Annotated in this window: 18 protein-coding genes and 2 pseudogenes; 8 read left to right on the forward strand and 12 right to left on the reverse strand. The window is 68.6% G+C overall.

The window, feature by feature from the left end; translation table 11 throughout:
- Nucleotides 1–196 precede the first annotated feature (196 nt).
- Nucleotides 197–1,510 (reverse strand): DUF2218 domain-containing protein, encoded by a 1,314-nt coding sequence (locus CCN51_RS56680; RefSeq protein ID WP_078610256.1) that lies wholly within the window; start codon nucleotides 1,508–1,510, stop codon nucleotides 197–199.
- Here CCN51_RS56680 and CCN51_RS37980 point away from each other — a divergent pair.
- Nucleotides 1,509–2,201: a TetR/AcrR family transcriptional regulator gene (locus tag CCN51_RS37980; RefSeq protein ID WP_078610257.1), complete on the forward strand. Its 693-nt coding sequence runs from the start codon at nucleotides 1,509–1,511 to the stop codon at nucleotides 2,199–2,201. The two genes, CCN51_RS56680 and CCN51_RS37980, sit on opposite strands and share 2 nt — an antisense overlap.
- 73 nt (nucleotides 2,202–2,274) lie before the next feature.
- Here CCN51_RS37980 and CCN51_RS37985 read toward each other — a convergent pair whose 3' ends face one another.
- Nucleotides 2,275–2,886 (reverse strand): YwqG family protein, encoded by a 612-nt coding sequence (locus tag CCN51_RS37985; RefSeq protein WP_078610258.1) that lies wholly within the window; start codon nucleotides 2,884–2,886, stop codon nucleotides 2,275–2,277.
- Nucleotides 2,887–3,187: 301 nt separating this feature from the next.
- On the opposite strand from CCN51_RS37985, the gene CCN51_RS37990 reads away from it, so the two are divergent.
- The 3 genes and pseudogenes from CCN51_RS37990 to CCN51_RS59730 form a co-directional block, all read left to right on the forward strand.
- Nucleotides 3,188–3,718: a GNAT family N-acetyltransferase gene (locus CCN51_RS37990; RefSeq protein ID WP_014172684.1), complete on the forward strand. Its 531-nt coding sequence runs from the start codon at nucleotides 3,188–3,190 to the stop codon at nucleotides 3,716–3,718.
- A gap of 338 nt (nucleotides 3,719–4,056) precedes the next feature.
- Nucleotides 4,057–4,704: pseudogene (locus tag CCN51_RS59725) on the forward strand (SPFH domain-containing protein); the annotation flags it as partial.
- 111 nt (nucleotides 4,705–4,815) lie between these two features.
- Nucleotides 4,816–5,619, forward strand: a pseudogene (locus tag CCN51_RS59730) (serine/threonine-protein kinase); the annotation flags it as partial.
- On the opposite strand, the gene CCN51_RS38000 reads toward CCN51_RS59730, so the two are convergent.
- Complete coding sequence (locus CCN51_RS38000; RefSeq protein WP_014172686.1) at nucleotides 5,551–6,450, reverse strand: LysR family transcriptional regulator; 900 nt, start codon at nucleotides 6,448–6,450, stop codon at nucleotides 5,551–5,553. The pseudogene CCN51_RS59730 and the gene CCN51_RS38000 overlap by 69 nt on opposite strands.
- Nucleotides 6,451–6,533: 83 nt before the next feature.
- On the opposite strand from CCN51_RS38000, the gene CCN51_RS38005 reads away from it, so the two are divergent.
- The 3 genes from CCN51_RS38005 to CCN51_RS38015 all read left to right on the forward strand — a co-directional run bounded on the left by CCN51_RS38005 (nucleotide 6,534) and on the right by CCN51_RS38015 (nucleotide 8,317).
- Entirely contained in the window at nucleotides 6,534–7,259 is a 726-nt protein-coding gene (locus CCN51_RS38005) for an SDR family oxidoreductase (RefSeq protein WP_043485899.1), read from the forward strand.
- A gap of 280 nt (nucleotides 7,260–7,539) precedes the next feature.
- Nucleotides 7,540–7,776 carry a hypothetical protein gene (locus CCN51_RS38010; protein ID WP_238545238.1) on the forward strand — a complete coding sequence of 79 codons (237 nt, stop codon included), beginning with the start codon at nucleotides 7,540–7,542 and terminating at the stop codon, nucleotides 7,774–7,776.
- Between the two features lie 109 nt (nucleotides 7,777–7,885).
- Nucleotides 7,886–8,317 carry a helix-turn-helix domain-containing protein gene (locus CCN51_RS38015; protein ID WP_043485901.1) on the forward strand — a complete coding sequence of 144 codons (432 nt, stop codon included), beginning with the start codon at nucleotides 7,886–7,888 and terminating at the stop codon, nucleotides 8,315–8,317.
- An 80-nt stretch (nucleotides 8,318–8,397) separates the two neighbouring features.
- Here the strand turns inward: CCN51_RS38015 and CCN51_RS38020 are convergent, their stop codons facing one another.
- The 4 genes from CCN51_RS38020 to CCN51_RS38035 all read right to left on the reverse strand — a co-directional run bounded on the left by CCN51_RS38020 (nucleotide 8,398) and on the right by CCN51_RS38035 (nucleotide 11,107).
- Nucleotides 8,398–9,000, reverse strand: a complete 603-nt coding sequence (locus CCN51_RS38020; protein ID WP_014172690.1) for a ClpP family protease — start codon at nucleotides 8,998–9,000, stop codon at nucleotides 8,398–8,400.
- Nucleotide 9,001: 1 nt separating this feature from the next.
- Entirely contained in the window at nucleotides 9,002–9,640 is a 639-nt protein-coding gene (locus CCN51_RS38025; protein ID WP_014172691.1) for an ATP-dependent Clp protease proteolytic subunit, read from the reverse strand.
- A 419-nt stretch (nucleotides 9,641–10,059) separates the two neighbouring features.
- Complete coding sequence (locus tag CCN51_RS38030) at nucleotides 10,060–10,326, reverse strand: ArsR/SmtB family transcription factor (RefSeq protein WP_014172692.1); 267 nt, start codon at nucleotides 10,324–10,326, stop codon at nucleotides 10,060–10,062.
- A 40-nt stretch (nucleotides 10,327–10,366) separates the two neighbouring features.
- Nucleotides 10,367–11,107 carry an SDR family oxidoreductase gene (locus CCN51_RS38035; RefSeq protein WP_014172693.1) on the reverse strand — a complete coding sequence of 247 codons (741 nt, stop codon included), beginning with the start codon at nucleotides 11,105–11,107 and terminating at the stop codon, nucleotides 10,367–10,369.
- A gap of 94 nt (nucleotides 11,108–11,201) precedes the next feature.
- Between CCN51_RS38035 and CCN51_RS38040 the strand changes: the two genes are divergently transcribed.
- Nucleotides 11,202–11,762, forward strand: a complete 561-nt coding sequence (locus CCN51_RS38040; RefSeq protein ID WP_014172694.1) for a TetR/AcrR family transcriptional regulator — start codon at nucleotides 11,202–11,204, stop codon at nucleotides 11,760–11,762.
- A gap of 249 nt (nucleotides 11,763–12,011) precedes the next feature.
- Here CCN51_RS38040 and CCN51_RS38045 read toward each other — a convergent pair whose 3' ends face one another.
- From CCN51_RS38045 to CCN51_RS38065, 5 genes are all read right to left on the reverse strand, one after another.
- Complete coding sequence (locus CCN51_RS38045) at nucleotides 12,012–13,124, reverse strand: ABC transporter substrate-binding protein (RefSeq protein WP_043485903.1); 1,113 nt, start codon at nucleotides 13,122–13,124, stop codon at nucleotides 12,012–12,014.
- 325 nt (nucleotides 13,125–13,449) lie between these two features.
- A complete protein-coding gene (locus tag CCN51_RS38050; RefSeq protein ID WP_014172697.1) occupies nucleotides 13,450–14,403 on the reverse strand; it encodes a right-handed parallel beta-helix repeat-containing protein in 954 nt (317 codons plus the stop codon).
- Nucleotides 14,404–14,616: 213 nt separating this feature from the next.
- Nucleotides 14,617–15,963 (reverse strand): NADP-specific glutamate dehydrogenase, encoded by a 1,347-nt coding sequence (gene gdhA, locus CCN51_RS38055; protein WP_014172698.1) that lies wholly within the window; start codon nucleotides 15,961–15,963, stop codon nucleotides 14,617–14,619.
- Between the two features lie 111 nt (nucleotides 15,964–16,074).
- Complete coding sequence (locus tag CCN51_RS38060) at nucleotides 16,075–16,650, reverse strand: TetR/AcrR family transcriptional regulator (RefSeq protein ID WP_014172699.1); 576 nt, start codon at nucleotides 16,648–16,650, stop codon at nucleotides 16,075–16,077.
- 32 nt (nucleotides 16,651–16,682) lie between these two features.
- Nucleotides 16,683–17,852, reverse strand: a complete 1,170-nt coding sequence (locus CCN51_RS38065) for a pyridoxal phosphate-dependent aminotransferase (protein WP_014172700.1) — start codon at nucleotides 17,850–17,852, stop codon at nucleotides 16,683–16,685.
- Nucleotides 17,853–17,905: the final 53 nt, after the last annotated feature.

A 17,905-nucleotide genomic window follows, 5' to 3' on the forward strand; every position in this document is an offset into this window, starting at 1 on the left:
GCGTCGTACGACGCCCTACAACGGTCACCAGAACAGACTCCCGACCCGGCCGAAACTCATCGCGGCACGGGGCACCCTCGACCGAGCCTGCCCAGACCACGCCGAGCTGAACAGTGCCCTGACCGCGGCTGGCGGCAGGCAGCGCTGACCGGCGCGGCAGGCCGGTCGCCGATGCCGGCCCGCCGCGCCGGTGGCTTCAGCGGCGTGCTCTGGCGGTCTTGCGGCGGCGGATGACCACGGTCGTGATGACAGCGGCCTTGACTGCGACAATGCCGAGGATGGTGACGAGTGCCCAGCTTGGCCAGGAGGAGCCCACCAGGGCGCGACCGGCTCCAAGGTGCACGGCCAGGACCAGCAGGGCGACGGCGGACAAGGCGACCGTCTTGCCGTGGGCGCGGAGCGGTGACCGTGCGGCGGGTGGCCCGCCCGCCACGCCGTCGTCGGGTGCTGTCCCCGGAGCCTGGGAACGATGCCAGGTCACGTGCAGGTTGTCGCGTCTGCCGATCTTCTCGATGCGTGCGGCGGTGCCGTCTTGGATGCGCCGCAGGTGTTCCTCGTCGTCGGCCCGGGCGCGGAGTGTCAGCCCTTCGGGACTGGCTTCCAGAGTGCACTGACCGAAGCCGAAGTCGAGGGTGCCGCAGGTGTCGGACCATTCCACGCGCCGGATCCGGGGAGGAGCCCCGCCGGCTGTGTGGGCGCGCGGGCGGTGGCCGGGGATTCCGGTCATCTGGCTGCCGTGTCGGCAGAGTTGGACGAGGTACCGGCTCGCCCGGTCGGTTGGAATGTCGGCTTGTGCGGTCAGCATGTCGCTGCCCACGTCGGGGGCCGCTTCCTCTGTCAGTGCCGCAGGGTGGGCATCGTTGACCTCAAAGGACCCGGTCGTGGTGGCGGAGACCAACCAGCCCTGGAGGCCGTCGGGGTGGCGGGTCGAGGCGATGGTGGCCGGTTCGATGGAGTCGATGCACCATCCCTCGGCGAAAGCAAGACGGATCTCCTGCGCCGTGAGCTTGTGCGGGCGTCCCAGTTCGCCCGGCTGCCGGTCGCTGAAGCCGAGCATGAAATAGCGGCCGCCCGGCCTCAGGACGGTGCGCAGGCCGCGGAGGTAGGCGGCACGGTCCTCCCTGGTGAAGCTGTGGAAGACCAGGGAGTCGAGCACGGTGTCGAAGGAACCTGAAAGGTCTGCCAGCTCTCGGGCGTCGTGGCGCAGGAAGCGGGCGGTCAGCCCGCGTGACCTTGCCTTGCCCTGCGCGGTGTGCAGGGCGTTTGTGGCGAGGTCGATGCCGGTGGCATCAAGCCCCAGACCAGCCGCGAGCAGGGTGTGCTCACCAGTGCCACAGCCGACGTCCAGCACCCGGCCCCGGATGGCCCCCGCGTCAGCGAGGGCCTGAAGCGCCGGCTGGGGCCGGCCGATGTCCCACGGCGGCCTGCTGCTGTACAGCTCCTCCAGTGCCCCCGAAGCTCCGGCAGAAGCTCCAGCAGAAGCCCTGGCATGGGAATGCGGCTGTGTCATGGCGACGCCCTTTCCGTCTTGGCTGCCCCGCAACGCTCACCCAGCTTTTTCGATACACATTGTCGCTGTCAAGTCGAATCGTCACACTGGCGGCGCGGCGTACAATGGCGTGGTGCCGAAGCTGTGGAACGAGACGATCGAGGAGCATCGCAACGCGGTGCGCGAAGCGATCCTGCGCACCACCTGGTCACTGGCCACCGAGCAGGGACCCATGTCGGTGACCATGTCGCAGATCGCCGAGAAGGTCGGCATCGGCCGGGCCACGCTCTACAAGTACTTCCCCGACGTCGAGTCGATCCTGAGCGCATTCCACGAAGGCCATATCGCAAGCCACATCGAACAGCTTCACCAACTCCGCGAGAGCCTCCCCGACCCCGGCGAACGGGTTCGGGCGGTCCTCGAGCGCTACGCGCTCATCTCCTACCGCCGGCGCAGCCAGGGCACAGAGGAACTCTCAGCGCTGCTCCACCGCGGCGAAGCGATCGTCCAGGCACAGCGCCACCTCAGCCGGCTCTTCGAAGATGTGATTGCGCAAGCCGCCGCCGCCAGAGCACTCCGGGACGACATCGCCCCCCGAGAACTCGCCGCCTACTGCCTCCACTCACTCACAGCCGCCGCCGATCTGCCCTCGGAGGCCGCGGTCCACCGGCTCGTCAGCCTCACGCTCCAAGGGATGCAAACCCCGGCGTGACCGTCGATATCGACTCCGCAGGTGACCCGCCGGGCGTCCTCGGCGACGGAACAGCACAGTTCAGGGCCGCAGGTCAGTGCAGGTCCACCCAGAACGCGTGACGGTAGTCGGCGGGGCAGGTGAAGATGCGCAAGTCTCCCCACCGGCCGACGACAACCCCTGTCTCGTCGTCGCTGGCCACGGTGAACAGGAGTGTCATTGCCGTGCCGCAGTCACCGCAGGCAAAGACTGTGGGCTGGTTCAGGTGCCAGGTCGGCCAGCCGCCGAGTTTCCAGCCGGCGAGGCGGGTGATGGCGTCACCGCCGTCGCCGGTCTCGCGGACCAGTTCCTCGAGCCGCGGACGGAGCTCTGCCGGCAGCTCCTCACGGAAAGGGAAGTCGGTCACGCGCTCGGCGGTGATGGCGCACGCCTGCGGCAGGCAGCCGTCCTCCTCATACCGCGAGGGTGGCGGCGGAGTCGTCAATGGGTCGACCACGTCAGCGGCCCGACGCCAGCGCACCTCAAGCACAGGGCTGACATCGGCCTGCGGGGCCGGCGGATCCCAGTGTTCATTGGGACACCAAAGGATCTGCAAGAGGTCGATACCGGCGGGCCACCAGGGTCCCGGCGCGTCGCGACGGAAGATCTGGGCGACCGGCACCATGGCCGTGGCAGGCACGCCGGCAAGGCTGTTCTCGTCGGGCAAGGAGCATTCGGGCCACCGTTCGCCACTCGGCCATAGCAGTGGTCCGCCGATAGAACTGTTCCGGCAGTCCGGCTCAGCGCGCTCGGGATGGAATATGACCGCGTCGCGCGCGTGGGGAGCAAGTTCGGGAAGCACGGCGAGTATCGCTTCGACCGGCGGTCTGGGAGTGCTGGTCATCATGCCTTCCGGTCAGCTGGTCGTAGATTGCTCGCAGCGTATAGGCCGGCTGTGACAGTGCAGGGATCCCGTTGACGGATTATGGCTCTGCCATGATCCAACCGGCAGCGCCTATGCTTCCGCCGTGAACGACACCACGCATGGCATACGGATCAGACCAGGCAGCCTGGCCGACGCACCCGCTATTCTGGACATGCTCGACGCCGCGGTGGCATGGATGAACGAGCGCGGAAACACCGAACAGTGGGGCACGACACCGTATTCGCAGAAACCCGGCGGGGTGGCGCGCGTCGAGCGATACACCACCGAGAACGCCCCTTACATCGCGGAGTTGAACGGAGCACCTGTCGGAGCCCTGGTGCTGGGCTCGGGTCCCAACCCGCAGGTGCCGATCGTGTCAGCCGGAGAGCCCGAGCGGTACGTCCGGCTGCTGGTGTCCGACCGTCGCCACGCCGGTCTGGGCATCGGGGCGGCGCTGTTGGTCCATGCCGCCGAGGAAACCCGGCGGGCCGGTGTGGGGCTGCTGCGGGTCGACTGCTGGGCCGGCGGCGGAGGCGAACTGGTCGCGTTCTACGAACGCAACGGCTTCGCCCCTACCGACCGCTTCCTGTCCGGGAACTGGCCGGGACAGGTGCTGGCCCGACGGGTCGACTGACAGCGCGGGCAGGTCAGCGGACGACAGGCTTCCCGGTCCCCACCGGTCGGCGGTGCCGCCCGTGTCGCACGGCAGCACTCCTGCCGGCACCAGCGACCAGGATCCGGACGACCCCATGCTGCGCATCATGATGCGCACCGCCGAAGCCGAGCGGAAAGGCCGGCTCGGTGAGGCCGAAGGACTTCAAGTCAGCCTCAGGGACTCCAAGTCAGCCTCGCCGACGCCCGACCCGACCCCTTGTCCGTGGACTCGAGCCCAGTCGTGGGGTAGATCTGGAAGAATCCTGCACGGGACCGTCTGACGCGCGCGGGGACGCCAGAGAAGGCACGGGGGCTGCTGTGGTACCGATCATCATCGTCCTGATCATCCTGGTAGTGCTCGTCTTCATCACACTCATCAAGACGATCCAGGTCATCCCGCAGGCGAGCGCCGCCATCGTCGAGCGCTTCGGCCGCTACACCCGCACCCTCAACGCGGGCCTCAACATCGTCGTGCCGTTCATCGACTCGATCCGCAACCGCGTCGACCTGCGTGAGCAGGTCGTGCCGTTCCCGCCGCAGCCGGTGACCACCCAGGACAACCTGGTCGTGAGCACCGACACCGTCATCTACTACCAGGTGACCGACGCCCGCGCCGCCACCTACGAGGTCGCCAGCTACATCCAGGCCATCGAGCAGCTGACCGTCACCACGCTGCGCAACATCATCGGCGGCATGGACCTCGAGCGTGCCCTGACCTCCACCATGGAGATCAGCGCGGCCCTGCGCGGCGTACTCGACGAGGCCACCGGCAAGTGGGGCATCCGCGTCAACCGCGCCGAACTCAAAGCCATCGAGCCACCCACCTCCATCCAGGGCTCGGTGGAGAGGCAGATGCGCGCCGACCGCGACAAGCGCGCCGCGATCCTCCAGGCCGAAGGCGAGAAGCAGGCCGCGCTGCTGAAAGCGGAGACCGAACGCGAAGTGGCCGCCATCCTCGCCGGCGGAAGCGGAGCGACGCGAAGCACACCGCAGTCGCCCGTCCGGGCCAGTCCCGTCCCCGGACACCAGCCACTGCTGCAGGACGATCCCCGCCGTATCGGCCGTTACCACCTGACGGCTCGGTTGGGCCAAGGAGGGATGGGGACGGTCTATCTGGGCCGGTCTCCCGGGCAGCGCCTGGTCGCGGTCAAAGCCATCCGGCCGGAGTTCGCCGCGGACCCCACGTTCCGGGAACGCTTCGCCCGCGAGATCGATGCCGCACGCCGTGTCGGCGGATTCCACACCGCGCCGGTGGTCGACGCCGACTCCCGCGGCGACCTGCCCTGGCTGGCCACCGAGTACATCCCAGGCCCTTCACTCCACGACGTCCTCAGACAGCAGGGTGCCCTGCCCACGAGGACCCTTCTCACTCTCGCCGTCGGCATCGCCGAGGCACTTGAGGGCATCCATGCCTGCGGCATCATCCACCGTGACCTCAAACCAAGCAACATCATCGTTTCCAGTACGGGCCCTCGCGTCATCGACTTCGGCATCGCCCGAGCCCTCGACAGCACCGCACTCACCCGTACCAACCATGTCGTCGGCACACAGGGGTTCCTCGCCCCGGAACAGCTCACTGGCACATCGATCACGCCCGCCGCGGACCTCTACGCCTTTGGCATGGTGCTGTGCCACGCCGCCGGAGCCACGCCGCTCACAGACGGCGAATCCCTGGAGTCAGCCCTCAGTCTGCTGCCGGCTCGCTTCGTCGGCATTATCACCCGATGCCTCGACCACAACCCGAACGGCCGTCCAACGCCCACCGAGGTACTCGAGCAACTCTCCCAGAACGACTCCCCGACCGAAGACTGGCTACCGCCTCCCGTACGCACGATGGTCGACCTGCACAACGCCCCAACCGCCGCGGAGCCCGGCCGCTGAGCGGACGAGTGAGGCAACCTCCTGGGAGCGGCTGCTCTGCGGCCATGCGATCACCGTGGTGACTTTCGGCGCGTCGACGACGGGCACCGCGACGTGTTCGGGCCACTGCCAGGCACGGCTGGAGGCAGGGATGACGAGCAGCGTTTTGCCGAGCGCCACGAGCTGAGCGAGCTGCGACTGGGTGTGCACCTCCGGTCCGGGCCCGTCCGGGTAGGACCCGTCGAGCCGGGGCCACCGAGCGATCGGCAAGTGCGGCACGTTGCTGACATCCGCCAGCGTGAGCTGATGACATGACGCGAGCGGATGCCCCGCGGGAAGGATCGCGACCTGGCCTTCGACGCGGAGGTCTTCGGTGTCGAACCCGGCGAGGTCGTCGAACGGGCGATGCATGAGTGCCACGTCGGCCTGCCCGTCGCGGAGCAGCCGTGCCTGCTCGCCGACCTCGCACAGGAGGACCTCAATCGGTGCCGCCCCGGGTTCGCTCGCAAGCGTGTCGAGGAGCCGTCGCAGCAGTTCATGGGACGCCCCGGTCTTCGTCGCGAGCACCAGCGGCCGCTTCGGATCTCCGGCACGCCGCGTCCGACGCGCAGCGGCCGCGACCGCGTCAAGGGCCACTCTGGCCTCCCGAAGTAGCACCCTGCCGGCCTCGGTGAGCGCCGCGCCACGACGGTCCCGGTCAAGGAGCTGGACTCCGAGCCGCTGCTCCAGCCGGCGGATCGCGCGCGAGAGCGGCGGTTGTGCGATCCCGAGCCGACCGGCGGCGCGTCCAAAGTGCAATTCCTCGGCGACGGCGACGAAGTACCGGAGCTCGCGGGTCTCGAGATCGTCCACGCGAGCAGCCTACTGCCTGATACCTGGTGAGTATCACAGCGGACTGATCCGGTATTGGACGATCTGTGCGCGGCTCGCCGAGCATGGATCGAGTGAACGACACGAAGACCGCGCTGGTCACCGGCGCGAACAAGGGAATCGGTTTCGCCATCGCACAGGGTCTCGGGGCGATCGGCTTCACGGTCGCGGTGGGGGCTCGCGACGACGCCAGGCGTGAGGAGGCCGTCGAGCACCTGCGTGCCGCGGGCGTCGACGCGTTCGGGATCGCCCTGGACGTCACCTCCGACGACAGCGTCGCCGCCGCGGCGGCGGCGATCGAGCAGACGGCAGGGCGGCTCGACGTGCTCGTCAACAACGCGGGCATCTCTGGCCGGACCGACGGTGGCGCGCAGGATCCGACGACGCTCGACCTCGACGTCGTCCGCACCGTCCTTGACACAAACGTGTTCGGGGCCGTTCGGGTGACGAACGCGATGCTGCCGCTGCTCCGCCGCGCAAAGTCGCCGCGCATCGTCAACATGTCGAGCAATATGGGCTCGCTGACGCTGCGGACCGGCCCGATCATGGCCGCGTACGCACCGTCGAAGTCAATGCTCAACAGCGTCACGGCACAGTACGCCCGCCGACTCGCCGATACGAATGTCATCGTGAACGCCTGCTGCCCCGGCTACGTGGCGACCGACTTCACCGGCTTCAACGCGCCACGGACGCCCGAGCAAGGTGCCGCGATCGCAATCCGGCTCGCCACCCTGCCGGATGACGGACCGCGCGGCGGCTTCTTCGACGACGAGGGCGTCATCCCCTGGTGACCCCGGACGGGCGCGGTCCGGCCGGCGGTTGCCTCGCCGCCCAGGTATGGCGTATCGACCGTACCGGGCGGGCCGCCGCCACCAACCTCGCTGCTAACCTCTGCGGAGTCAAAGTGACTCAGGGGGAAAGTCCGTGTTCACGTCGCTTGCCACGGAGTGGCCGTGGCTCTTGGCTGTCATAGCCCTCGTAATCCACTGCTCCGCCATGGCCAAATGGGTGCCAATTCAGAGATTCTGGACGGTGTACCCCTTCATATGGGTGTTGTGTGGTGTCGGAGCAGTGGCTATCGGTTCGTCGCAGGGCTTCGCCCTGACCGACATGCTCGTCCTGTGTTCATTCGCCCTCGTCGGGCTGACAATCGGCCTGTTCCCGACGCGCAAGCTGTTTGTGATGTGGGCCCACGAGATCAACAGGGGCGAGCAACAGGAAAGTTACCCCTATCCGCGCTCGCACCTCGCATTCTGCGGCGTCTCCGTGATCGTCGCGGTGCTCGCCGCGTTTCTGCTGGTGCAGTGAGACGCCGCGATCGGTTGAGCGACGCTCGACGTCACACTCATCAAACGGCTTCACCCAGGGCAGAACGCCGCTCCCTTCCCCCGGCGCCCCGGATCCCTAGGCTGAAGGGGTGAGCACTCATGCGCCGAACGAAGCCCGCGTCATCCCCCTGCGCCCGCAGACCCCGCCGCCCGGTTCCGGCGGGGCGCCCCGCGCCCCGCAGCGACCGGCGGGAGCCCCACAGACTCCCGCGCCGAGGGAGCCCCTGTGGCGCGACCTCGTCGGCGATGTACTGCGTCGCGAGCGGCTCGCCCAGGAGCGTACGTTGAAGGACGTCGCGGAGGCGGCCCGGATCTCGATGCCGTACCTGTCGGAGCTGGAGCGCGGACGCAAGGAGGGCTCCTCCGAGGTGCTCGCGGCCGCCGCCCAGGCCCTCGGGCTCGGCCTCGCCGACCTGCTCTCGCTCACCCAGGACGAGTTGGCCCGGTACGCCCGGAGCCGGGTGGGCCGGGGCCGCACGTCGCCCACGGCGCAGTACGACGGCCTCTGCCTCGTCGCCTGACCGAACCGACGGCCGGTACGACGGGGCGCGCCACCGCCGTACCGGCCGGCTCGGCGGCCTTCGGCCACGGCCGCGCGGGGTCAGACGAACGCGAGCCGTCGGCTCAGCACCTCGTCGGCGAGCCCGTAGGCGACGGCCTCCTCGGCAGTGAGCACCTTGTCCCGGTCCATGTCCGCGCGCAGCGTCGCCACGTCGTGATGCGTGTGCCGGGACAGGACCTCCTCCACCTGCGAGCGGATGCGGACCATCTCCTTGGCCGCGAGGCTGAGGTCGGAGACCGTCCCCTGCCGGCCGCCGCTGGCCGGCTGGCCGAGCAGCACCCGCGCGTGCTGGAGCACGAACCGTCGCCCGGGATCTCCGCCGGCCAGCAGCACCGCCGCCGTCGACGCCGCCTGACCGACGCAGAACGTGGAGATCGGCGCTTGCACGAACGTCATCGTGTCGTAGATCGCCATCAGCGAAGTGAACGATCCGCCGGGCGAGTTGAGATAGATCGAGATCTCGCGCTCCGGGTTCGCCGACTCCAGATGCAGGAGTTGCGCGATGACCACATTGGCGACCCCGTCGTCGATCTCGGTGCCGAGGAAGATGATCCGCTCGTTCAGCAGCCTGCTGAAGACGTCGTAGGACCGCTCGCCCTGCGCGGTCCGCTCGATGACGTAGGGAACCGTGTACGACCCCATGTCACAACCCCATCCGTCGGCGCGACGCGGCCGGGCGGATGTCGGCGACCGACTCCACCACCCGGTCCACGATCCCGTACTCCCTGGCCTGCTCGGCCGTGAACCAGCGGTCCCGGTCGCCGTCCCGCGCGATCGTCTCCTCGCTCTGCCCGGTGTGCTCGGCGGTGATCCGTTCGATGGCCTCCTTGGTGAACTGGAGGTTCTCCGCCTGGATCTCGATGTCCGCGGCGGTGCCACCAATGCCCGCTGAGGGCTGGTGCATCATGATCCGCGCATTCGGCAGCGCGAACCGCTTGCCGGGTGTCCCCACCGTGAGCAGGAACTGGCCCATGCTGGCGGCGAACCCCATCGCCAGCGTCGAGACGTCGTTCGGGATGAGCCGCATGGTGTCGTAGATGGCGAGACCCGCGGTGACCGACCCGCCGGGGCTGTTGATGTACAGGCTGATGTCGGTGCGCGGGTCCTCCGCCGACAGCAGCAGCAGTTGCGCGCACACCCGGTTGGCCGACACGTCGTCGACCTGTGTGCCGAGGAGGACGATCCGCTGGGCGAGCAGTTGTGCCGCGAGATGGTCGTCGAAGCGGCTGGGCGGTGTGTCGCCCTCCTCCGCGCGGGGCGGAAGCGTGGTGAGTGAAGTCATCTGGTCTCCTTGTCGAGGCAGGGATGCCGTCGACTCCACTCTTGGCCTCAGGAGATCCCCCGAGGCGGTTTCTCTGCCCGCCGCAGATTCGCCACGGGCAGAGGGCAGTTCCTCGGAGTCCGTGCGCTCCCGGAACATCTCCTCGATCCAGGCCGATGGCCTACGCCGCAGTGGCGACCGCCAACCCGGCGAACCCATACGGTCACAGCATTAGCCGGGGTAGACGGTGTCGTCCTCCACGAAGCACATCGGGTTGTCCCAGGAGTCCTGGACGTAGAACGACCGTTCGCCCCACGGGCGGACGGCGATCGCGCCCGCCGGAGCATCGTGGACCAGTTCCGTGGACAGGCAGCCGAGCGCCCTGTCTGCGCCCCTCCAGGCCCAGCAGCCTGCCGTAGAAGGCTACGGCCTCTTCGAGATCACCGACTTCCACACTGCCGACGTCGTTGCAGGCGGTAGATGCGCGAACGGCCCTGGCGCTCGCTGCTGAGCAGGCCGGCGACCTCCAGGACCTGCAGGTGTCTGGTGGTCGTCTGCCAGGAGTGCGCGAACATCGCAGCAATCTCACCGGCCGCCATGGATCCGCCGTTGAAGTAGGCGGTCAGCAGGACACGCCGCCGCGCCGGGTGCGCCAACGCGCTGAACGCCGCCTCGTAGGCGTCGGGCCGGACAGCGGCATTGCACAAGCGGCCGGCGGCCGTCTCACTTGACCGGTGACTGCATGTGTCATGCCTGGACGGTGGGGCGAACATTGATCTCGCCGATCTCGACGTCGTCGGGCTGCTCGATGGCGAAGGCCACCGCGCGGGCAACCGCCGCCGGAGGGATGCCCATCGCGTCCATGTTCTTGCGCGTCTGCTCACGGATGTGCGGGTCCGCCATGGAGTCGGCGAGATCGGTGCGGACGTATCCCGGCGAGATGGCTGTCGTGCGCACCACCCCGTCGGTGGACTCCGTGCGCAGCCCCTCGTGGACGGTGCGCACCGCGTTCTTGGTCGCGGCGTAGACAGCCATCGAGGGGGACACGGACAGGCCGGCCACGGAGACGATGCTGACCAGGTGGCCCGACCCTTGCTCGCGGAAGACGGGCAGCGCGGCGGCGACGCCGTTGAGCATGCCGCGAAGGTTGACATCGATCATGGCCGACCAGCCTTCGGTGTCGAGTTCGGCCAGCGGGCTGATCGGGGCGATGCCGGCGTTGTTCACCAGGACATCGATACGGCCGTACTGATCGATGGTGGTGGAGACCAGACGCTGCAGGTCCCCGGCCCGGGTGACGTCGACGACGCACGTGACGGCACGACCCCCCTCCTGCCGGATGTCCTGCGCTATGGCGTCGATGCGCTCGCTGCGGCGCGCTGCGAGGACGACCGCGGCGCCGCGCTGGGCGAGCAGACGGGCCGTGGCTTCGCCGATGCCGCCGCTCGCTCCGGTGATAGCGACGATCTTGTCGTGAAGAGAGAGCATTACTGCCTCCAAGTAAAGTGGACACCTGTCCGCCGTATGGTTCACCGTACCGGACACGTGTCCACTTGTCAGAGCGGAACATCGGGAGAGGCCTATGAGCGCGCCAGCACGCCGTACGGATGCGGCGCAGAACCGGACCCGCATCGTGGAGGCCGCCCGGGCAGCCCTCGCCGAGTCCAACCACGTCCACCTCAACGAGATCGCCAAGCGCGCCGGTGTAGGACAGGGAACGCTCTACCGGAACTTCCCCAACCGCGAAGCGCTCCTCGCCGAGGTCTACCGGCGCGACGTCGAAGAGCTCGTGACCGCCGCCTCCGCCCTGCTGGCGGAACACGAGCCCGTGGAAGCCTTGCGCCAATGGCTCGACCGAGTGATCGACTACGCCGAGATCAAGCGCGGCGTCCTGGCAGCGCTCGAGCCGACGGCGTGGCAGGACCTTGTCGCCCACAGCCACAACCCCATCGAAAGCGCCCTCGGTCACCTGCTGGACGCGGGGAAAACGGCCGGTTCCATCCGCACGGACGTGGATGCCCCCGGGGTCCTCCTGCTCATCGCCTACCTCAGCCGACTGGACCGGGGTGAGTGGGAATCAATGGCACGGCCTCTGATGAACGTCATCCTCGACGGCCTTCGCCGACAGGACACGGACCGTTGAGGGCACAGGAAAGGTCCAACTCCTTCCCGACGACCGGGCGGCCGCCGACGCGTCAACTCGACGACTGCGGAGCCGAGTTGCGGAGTCAACACGCCGTCTCCAGCTGAGGCCGCGCAACCGGGCTGAGTAGCTGATGCCCCCTGGACGAGCTGTCGAGGAGCGTGATAGCCGACCAGCCCGGCAACAGGCCCGCCCAAGCAGCGTGCCGTCGAGGATCCTGCCAGAGGCTTCACGGACCTCCGTGTTCTCTCAGCCGGTGTGGAGGATCCGAAAGCGATCGGGTTCCGCCGGATCTCGATCAACGACTTGGACTGGCGTCCAAGCCCATTGCCAAACGCTGATGCCCGGCGTGCGGGAGAACTGAATCTGCCCGCGGGTGCCCTCCACTGCAACGCGCGACCAGGATTCGGCAATGCGCGCCCGGTCCGCGCCATGAGAACGCAGCACCTCGGCGAGGACGGCAACCGTGTCGTAGCCCTCGAAGGCGACGAAGGAGGGCGCTTCGGCCAGCCGCTCGCGCAGGGCCGTCTCGACTCGCACACCGAGTGGGCTGAGGCGCTCGGGCAGGTAGCGCAAGAACGAGATCGCGGCACCGTCGTCGCCCAGCAACGTCGCCCATTCGGCGAACTCCGGTTGCCCGGCCGGAGCACCAATCATGATCTCGGCGAGGCGCTGGTCGCGGCGGACGGACTTGACGATCGACACTGCCGGCTCCGGGTGGCCGACCAGCAGAAGAAGGGCAGTCGCGCGATTGTCGACGAGTTCGTCGCACACCGCCGTGGGGGCGAGCGCGCGCATGTCGAGTTCGATGACGGTGCCGCCGCGTGGAGCGAGGTAGTCCCGCAGAATACGGGCACCGGATGCCCAGTAGACACTCGGCTCGGCTGATACCGCGATTCGGCTGTGGCCCGCGCCGAGAAGGAAATCTGCGTAGATCCGCCAGCCGTGGGACTGCGCCGGGGCGAGGCGCGCGACCCAATCCGTTGGCTGTTCGGTGAGCGCGTCGAGAACCGCCGACGAGCAGAGGAACGGCAGGCCGAGGGCGTCGGCCCTGGCAGCAGCGGTGCGAGCGACAACGCTGTGATACTCCCCCACCAAAGCAGCCACGCCCAGGCCGGCCAATTCATCTACGGCCGCCGCGGCCCTCTGTGGATCAGCCGCGGTGTCTCGGACCACCAGCTCGAGTGGTGTTCCGACGATCCCGCCGGCGTCATTGACTTCGCGAACGGCCAGCTCGAGTCCAGCGAGCAAGTGCCGGCCCGCCTCGACCCAGCCAGGTCGAGTCAGCGGAACGAGAGCGCCGATCCGGACGGATGATCCATCAGTCCGCTCCGCTCCAGGTGGCGACGGTGGCGTGTTCATGCGTTGGCGTCTCCCGAGTGACGATTCGGTTGCAGTCTGCCCGGATCGCAGAGTGAACGTCAGTGGCGCTGAGGGTAGCCGAGCCGGGGATGGCCAGCTCCGGCCCCCGTCCCGTCTCCGTCAGCCGGCCCCCGCGCCGCTAGCTAGCGACAAGGTCGCCGGCCGACAGCGACGCGGCATCGGCCGCCAACTTGTCACCGCGGCTGTCGACCGCGCCCACGAACTCGGCGGGCTCATGTGCCCTTCGTCAGCAGGTGACCCCGCCCTGCCCCGGCCGGATGCCGGGGCAGGGCCAGGAGCCACCCCAAGCGGGCTGATGGTCGGATCAGGGGTTCTTGCGTACGACGGCACGCGGAGTGCACGGGGGCTTGGTCGAGTCGTCGGCTCCGTCCAGCACGGTGGGGATGGTCGCACCCCTGTAGCTCTTGGAAGTCCTGGCCGTGGTGTAGAAGACATTGCCGTGCGAACACCTGGTGTTGCGCGCGAGCCGCCACGCGGAGAAGACCGCCTTGGTGCCGGTCCTGCTGTAGCTGCCACCCCGTACTTTGTTGCCGTTGCTGTAGTCGGCTGCCCGGATCGCGTCTCCGGAGATCTTGGAGAAGGTTCCGCCGCTTACGGTGTTGTTGTTGCTCTGATTGGCGAAGTACACCGCGTGCATACAGCCGGGGCAGTCCCCGTTCACGAGGTTGCGGAAGGTGTTCCCCGTAATCGTGGTGTTCCGGGCGTAGTTGAGATGGACCGCCGCGTAACCTGACTCGGCGCCGCCCATGTCCGTAAACTTCATTCCCTTGATGGTGGCACCGATCACCCTTCGGCTGTCGGCCGTACCGGTGCCGCGGAGCATGATCCCGCCCGTGGTGTAGCGGCTGAGCCTCAACCCGGTGAAGGTGAGCTTCGTCCTCGTCGGATCGACGACGAGCCAGTACTTCTGCCTCTTCGCGCCGTCGAAGACCGGGGTTCCGGTGCGAGGCTGCGGCTTGAACGTGACGCTCTGCGCCGACCAGTTCCCCCACCTGTACTGGGGGAGCTTGTAGGTGCCTCCTTTGAAGAGCACCGTCACCGTCGGCGGGTTCTGCCGTGCGGCGAGGACCTTACGCACATCGGCGAGGGTCTTCACGGGCTTGCTCTGTGTCCCGGGGTTACCGCTCCTGCCCGTGGGGCTTACGTAGACCACACCGCTTCCGGCGGCATTGGCCGGTACGGCGAGGATGCCGCCCGCGGCGACGAGGGCTCCGGCGACCAGGGTGCCGCAGACTCCGGTGGTGAGGGCGTGACGCATGGCTGGCTGCCTTTCGGATCGTCGATTGGTCCGATCGTGCGTTGCCGGGGTTGGGTGAACCTTGTAGGAACCTTGTGCGGGCCGCCCTCACACGGGAACGGCGCAGGCGGCAGCGGACCGGCGCGGACGGCTCGATGCCCGATATCCCGGTCGTGTACGGCGCAGGTGACGCAAGGGGCGCGCCCGGGGCACGCCCCCGTCAGGACTCACCGCTCAGACGACTCCCTGGGCCATCATGGCCTCGGCGACGCGGAGGAAGCCCGCGGTGTTGGCGCCGAGCACATAGTCGTCGGCGTCACCGCCGTAGGTCTCAGCGGTGGCACGGCACTGGGCGTGCACCTGCCGCATGATGGTGGCGAGCCGGTCCTCCGTCCGCTCGAAGGTCCAGCTGTCGCGGGAAGCGTTCTGTTGCATCTCCAGCGCGGAGGTCGCGACCCCGCCCGCGTTGGCCGCCTTGCCCGGGCCGAAGAGGACCCGCGCGCCGCGGAAGATCTCGACCGCCTCGGGCGTGCAGGGCATGTTCGCGCCCTCGGCCACGGCGAGCACGCCGTTTTTCACCAGCGCGACGGCGTCCTGTTGATGCAGCTCGTTCTGGGTCGCACACGGCAGGGCGACCTCGCACGGCACGTCGAACACCGACCCCCGGTCGGAGAAGCGCGCGGTCGGCTTCGCCTCGGCGTAGGCGGAGATCCGGGCACGGCGCACCTCCTTGACCTCCTTGAGCAGGGCCAGGTCGATGCCGTCCTCGTCGACCAGGTAGCCGGAGGAGTCGGAGCAGGCCACCACGCGTCCGCCCAGGGCGTGGATCTTCTCGACGGCGTAGACGGCGACGTTTCCCGACCCGGAGACCACGACCCGGCGTCCGTCGAAGTCGTGGCCGCGCGTGGAGAGCATCTCCTGGGCGAAGTACACCGCGCCGTAGCCGGTGGCCTCGGTCCGGACGTACGAACCGCCCCAGCCGACCGGCTTGCCGGTCAGGACACCGGCCTCGTAGCGGTTGGTGATTCGCTTGTACTGGCCGAAGAGGTAGCCGATCTCGCGACCGCCCACCCCGATGTCCCCGGCGGGCACGTCCGTGTGCTCGCCCAGGTGGCGGTACAGCTCCGTCATGAACGCCTGGCAGAAGCGCATGACTTCGCCGTCCGAACGGCCCTTGGGGTCGAAGTCCGCCCCGCCCTTGCCGCCGCCGATCGCCATGCCGGTCAGCGCGTTCTTGAAGATCTGCTCGAAGCCGAGAAACTTGACGATGCCGAGGTTCACACTCGGGTGGAACCGCAGGCCCCCCTTGTACGGTCCAAGGGCGCTGTTGAACTCCACCCGGAAACCGCGGTTGACCTGTACCGTGCCCTGGTCGTCCACCCATGGGACCCGGAAGATCAGCTGCCGCTCGGGCTCGCAGAGCCGCTCCACGATCCGGGCCTGGGAGTACTCCGGGTGCGCCCTGAGTACGGGGCCTATCGCGTGCAGCACTTCGTGTGCCGCCTGATGGAACTCCGTTTCCCCGGGGTTCCGTCGGCGGAGGTCGTCGTAAACCGTTTCGATCTGGGCGCTGACGTCCATGTGTGCTGTCTCTCTGCTCAAGGATGTGCGGTTGCCGTTGGTGGAGAACATGGTGGGGCAGGCGACCCGGCCCCTGTCATGCGCCCCTGCTGCCCTACCGTGGAGCAGCGATCAGGGTCCTGCCGCGGACCAGCCGATCAGGGAGCCGCGCAGTGCGGCCACGAGGCGGGTGGCGGCCTCGTCCTCGGTGCGTCCGCTCTTGATGAGGTCGAGGATGTCCCGGGGGTCGAACAGCGCGTTCCACAGGTAGAGGGCTTCGTCGCCGAGCTCTCCGAGGTCAAGTTCCTCGGCGGTCTGGCGCAGTGGCTCGGCGAGCGCTTCGGCCTGTGGGGTGAGGTAGCCGGTTCCTTCGCGAAGCCGCTCCAGGTAGCCGCGGTGCGAGCGCATCTGCGCCATCGCGCCGCCGTGTTCGAGGACCAGGGACACCCAGTACCGCGACACCGCCTCGAGTTTCGCCATGCCCCGCGTGGTCTGTCGGGCGCTGAAGTCCCGTAGATCCGAGCCTACTTGGCGGCGGAAGGCGTGCAGGATCTCCTCGACCGAGGAGAAGTGGCGGTAGGCCGTCGCGGTGGACACCTCTGCTTCCTTGGCGATCTCGGCGAGGCTGACGGGCGTCGGCGAGTTCGCGAACAGCCGCGCGGCTGCCTCGATGAGGTGCCTGCGGTTGCGCTCGGTGTCACTGCGCATGGGGCGACTCCTCGTTGCGCGCGGTACGGCGTTCATCGCAGCGCCGAGAGGCCGTTGGCCAGTCGACGGATGCCCTCCGTGATGGACTGTGGACTGGCAGCGTACGACAGCCGCAGGTGCCCCTCGCCCTGTGCCCCGAACTCGCTCCCGGGCCGGACGGCGACGCCCTGCGCGCGCAGTGCCGCGACGACCTCCACGGAGGGCAGGTCGAGGTCGTAGCGCGGGAACTGGTAGAAGGCGCCTTCCGGTGCGCTGAGGGTGAGGCCGGGGATCGTGGCCAGTTCCCTGCGCATGATCTCGCCGCGCTCCTGGTACGCGGCGCGCATCCGGGCGACGTCTTCGTCGCAGCTGTTCACCGCGGCGAGCGCAGCGTCCTGGATGAAGGTGTTGACGGAGCCGTTGAAGGTGTTGTGAATGCGCGCGGAGGCCTGGATGAGGGCTGCCGGCCCCCAGAGGTAGCCGACCCGCCAGCCGGTCATCGCGTAGCTCTTGGAGAAGGTCTGGCAGTAGACGGTCCGTTCCCGCAGGCCGTCGACGGAGATCGCCGAGGTGAAGGGCCGACCGGTGTAGTCGAGGTCGGCGTATGCCTCGTCGGCGATGACGAGGGTGGGTGTGGAGTCGAGCAGGTCGGCGAGCGCGGCGAGTTCCTCGCGACTGTGCACGATACCGGTCGGGTTGACGGGGTTGCAGAAGACGAAGAGCTTGGCGCCGGTGAGGGCATCGGCGAGCCGGTCGAGGTCCCAGTGCAGGTCCGGCGCGAGCGGCACGGGGACGACGGTGCCTCCGGCCATGGCGACCAAGTCGCCGTAGAGGGAGTAGGTGGGGTCGGGGACGACCACCTTGTCGCCGGGGTTGACGATGCCGAGGATCGAGGCGGCGAGCCCGGCGGTGCCGCCCTGGGTGATGAGGATGTCGGAGGCGGACACCGGTGCTCCGGCGGTGGCGGTGAGCTTCGTGGCGAGCGCCTCGCGCAGGGCCGGTTCGCCCAGCAGCGGTGAGTAGTGGGTGCGCCCGGTGCGCAGCGAGGCTTCGGCTGCCTCGGTCACCTTCTGGGGGGTGTCGAAGTCGGGTTCGCCCATGGCGAGGGAGACGAGGTCGGACCGGGACTGCGGTTGCTGCGTCCGGCGGGAGGCGGCCGCGATCCGGGCGACGGCGTCGGCGGTGCCGAACAGGGGCGGCTGCGTGGTGATGGTGGGCGGCATGCGCTCCTCCTGGTTGCGTGGTGGTCAGGCCCGCGGTGCGGCGGGGTGGTCAG

Origin of the sequence: Streptomyces milbemycinicus (assembly GCF_002154605.1) — a bacterium.
GTDB lineage: Bacteria > Actinomycetota > Actinomycetes > Streptomycetales > Streptomycetaceae > Streptomyces > Streptomyces milbemycinicus.

Coding starts and splice junctions, on each gene's coding strand:
- CCN51_RS38050 (WP_014172697.1), bottom strand. CDS start 14,403: ATGCGTCACGCCCTCACCACCGGAGTCTGCGGCACCCTGGTCGCCGGA.
- CCN51_RS56680 (WP_078610256.1), bottom strand. CDS start 1,510: ATGACACAGCCGCATTCCCATGCCAGGGCTTCTGCTGGAGCTTCTGCC.
- CCN51_RS38005 (WP_043485899.1), top strand. CDS start 6,534: ATGGATCGAGTGAACGACACGAAGACCGCGCTGGTCACCGGCGCGAAC.
- CCN51_RS38045 (WP_043485903.1), bottom strand. CDS start 13,124: ATGAACACGCCACCGTCGCCACCTGGAGCGGAGCGGACTGATGGATCA.
- gdhA (WP_014172698.1), bottom strand. CDS start 15,963: ATGGACGTCAGCGCCCAGATCGAAACGGTTTACGACGACCTCCGCCGA.
- CCN51_RS38060 (WP_014172699.1), bottom strand. CDS start 16,650: ATGCGCAGTGACACCGAGCGCAACCGCAGGCACCTCATCGAGGCAGCC.
- CCN51_RS37980 (WP_078610257.1), top strand. CDS start 1,509: ATGGCGACGCCCTTTCCGTCTTGGCTGCCCCGCAACGCTCACCCAGCT.
- CCN51_RS38065 (WP_014172700.1), bottom strand. CDS start 17,852: ATGCCGCCCACCATCACCACGCAGCCGCCCCTGTTCGGCACCGCCGAC.
- CCN51_RS38020 (WP_014172690.1), bottom strand. CDS start 9,000: ATGGGGTCGTACACGGTTCCCTACGTCATCGAGCGGACCGCGCAGGGC.
- CCN51_RS38035 (WP_014172693.1), bottom strand. CDS start 11,107: ATGCTCTCTCTTCACGACAAGATCGTCGCTATCACCGGAGCGAGCGGC.
- CCN51_RS38040 (WP_014172694.1), top strand. CDS start 11,202: ATGAGCGCGCCAGCACGCCGTACGGATGCGGCGCAGAACCGGACCCGC.
- CCN51_RS38025 (WP_014172691.1), bottom strand. CDS start 9,640: ATGACTTCACTCACCACGCTTCCGCCCCGCGCGGAGGAGGGCGACACA.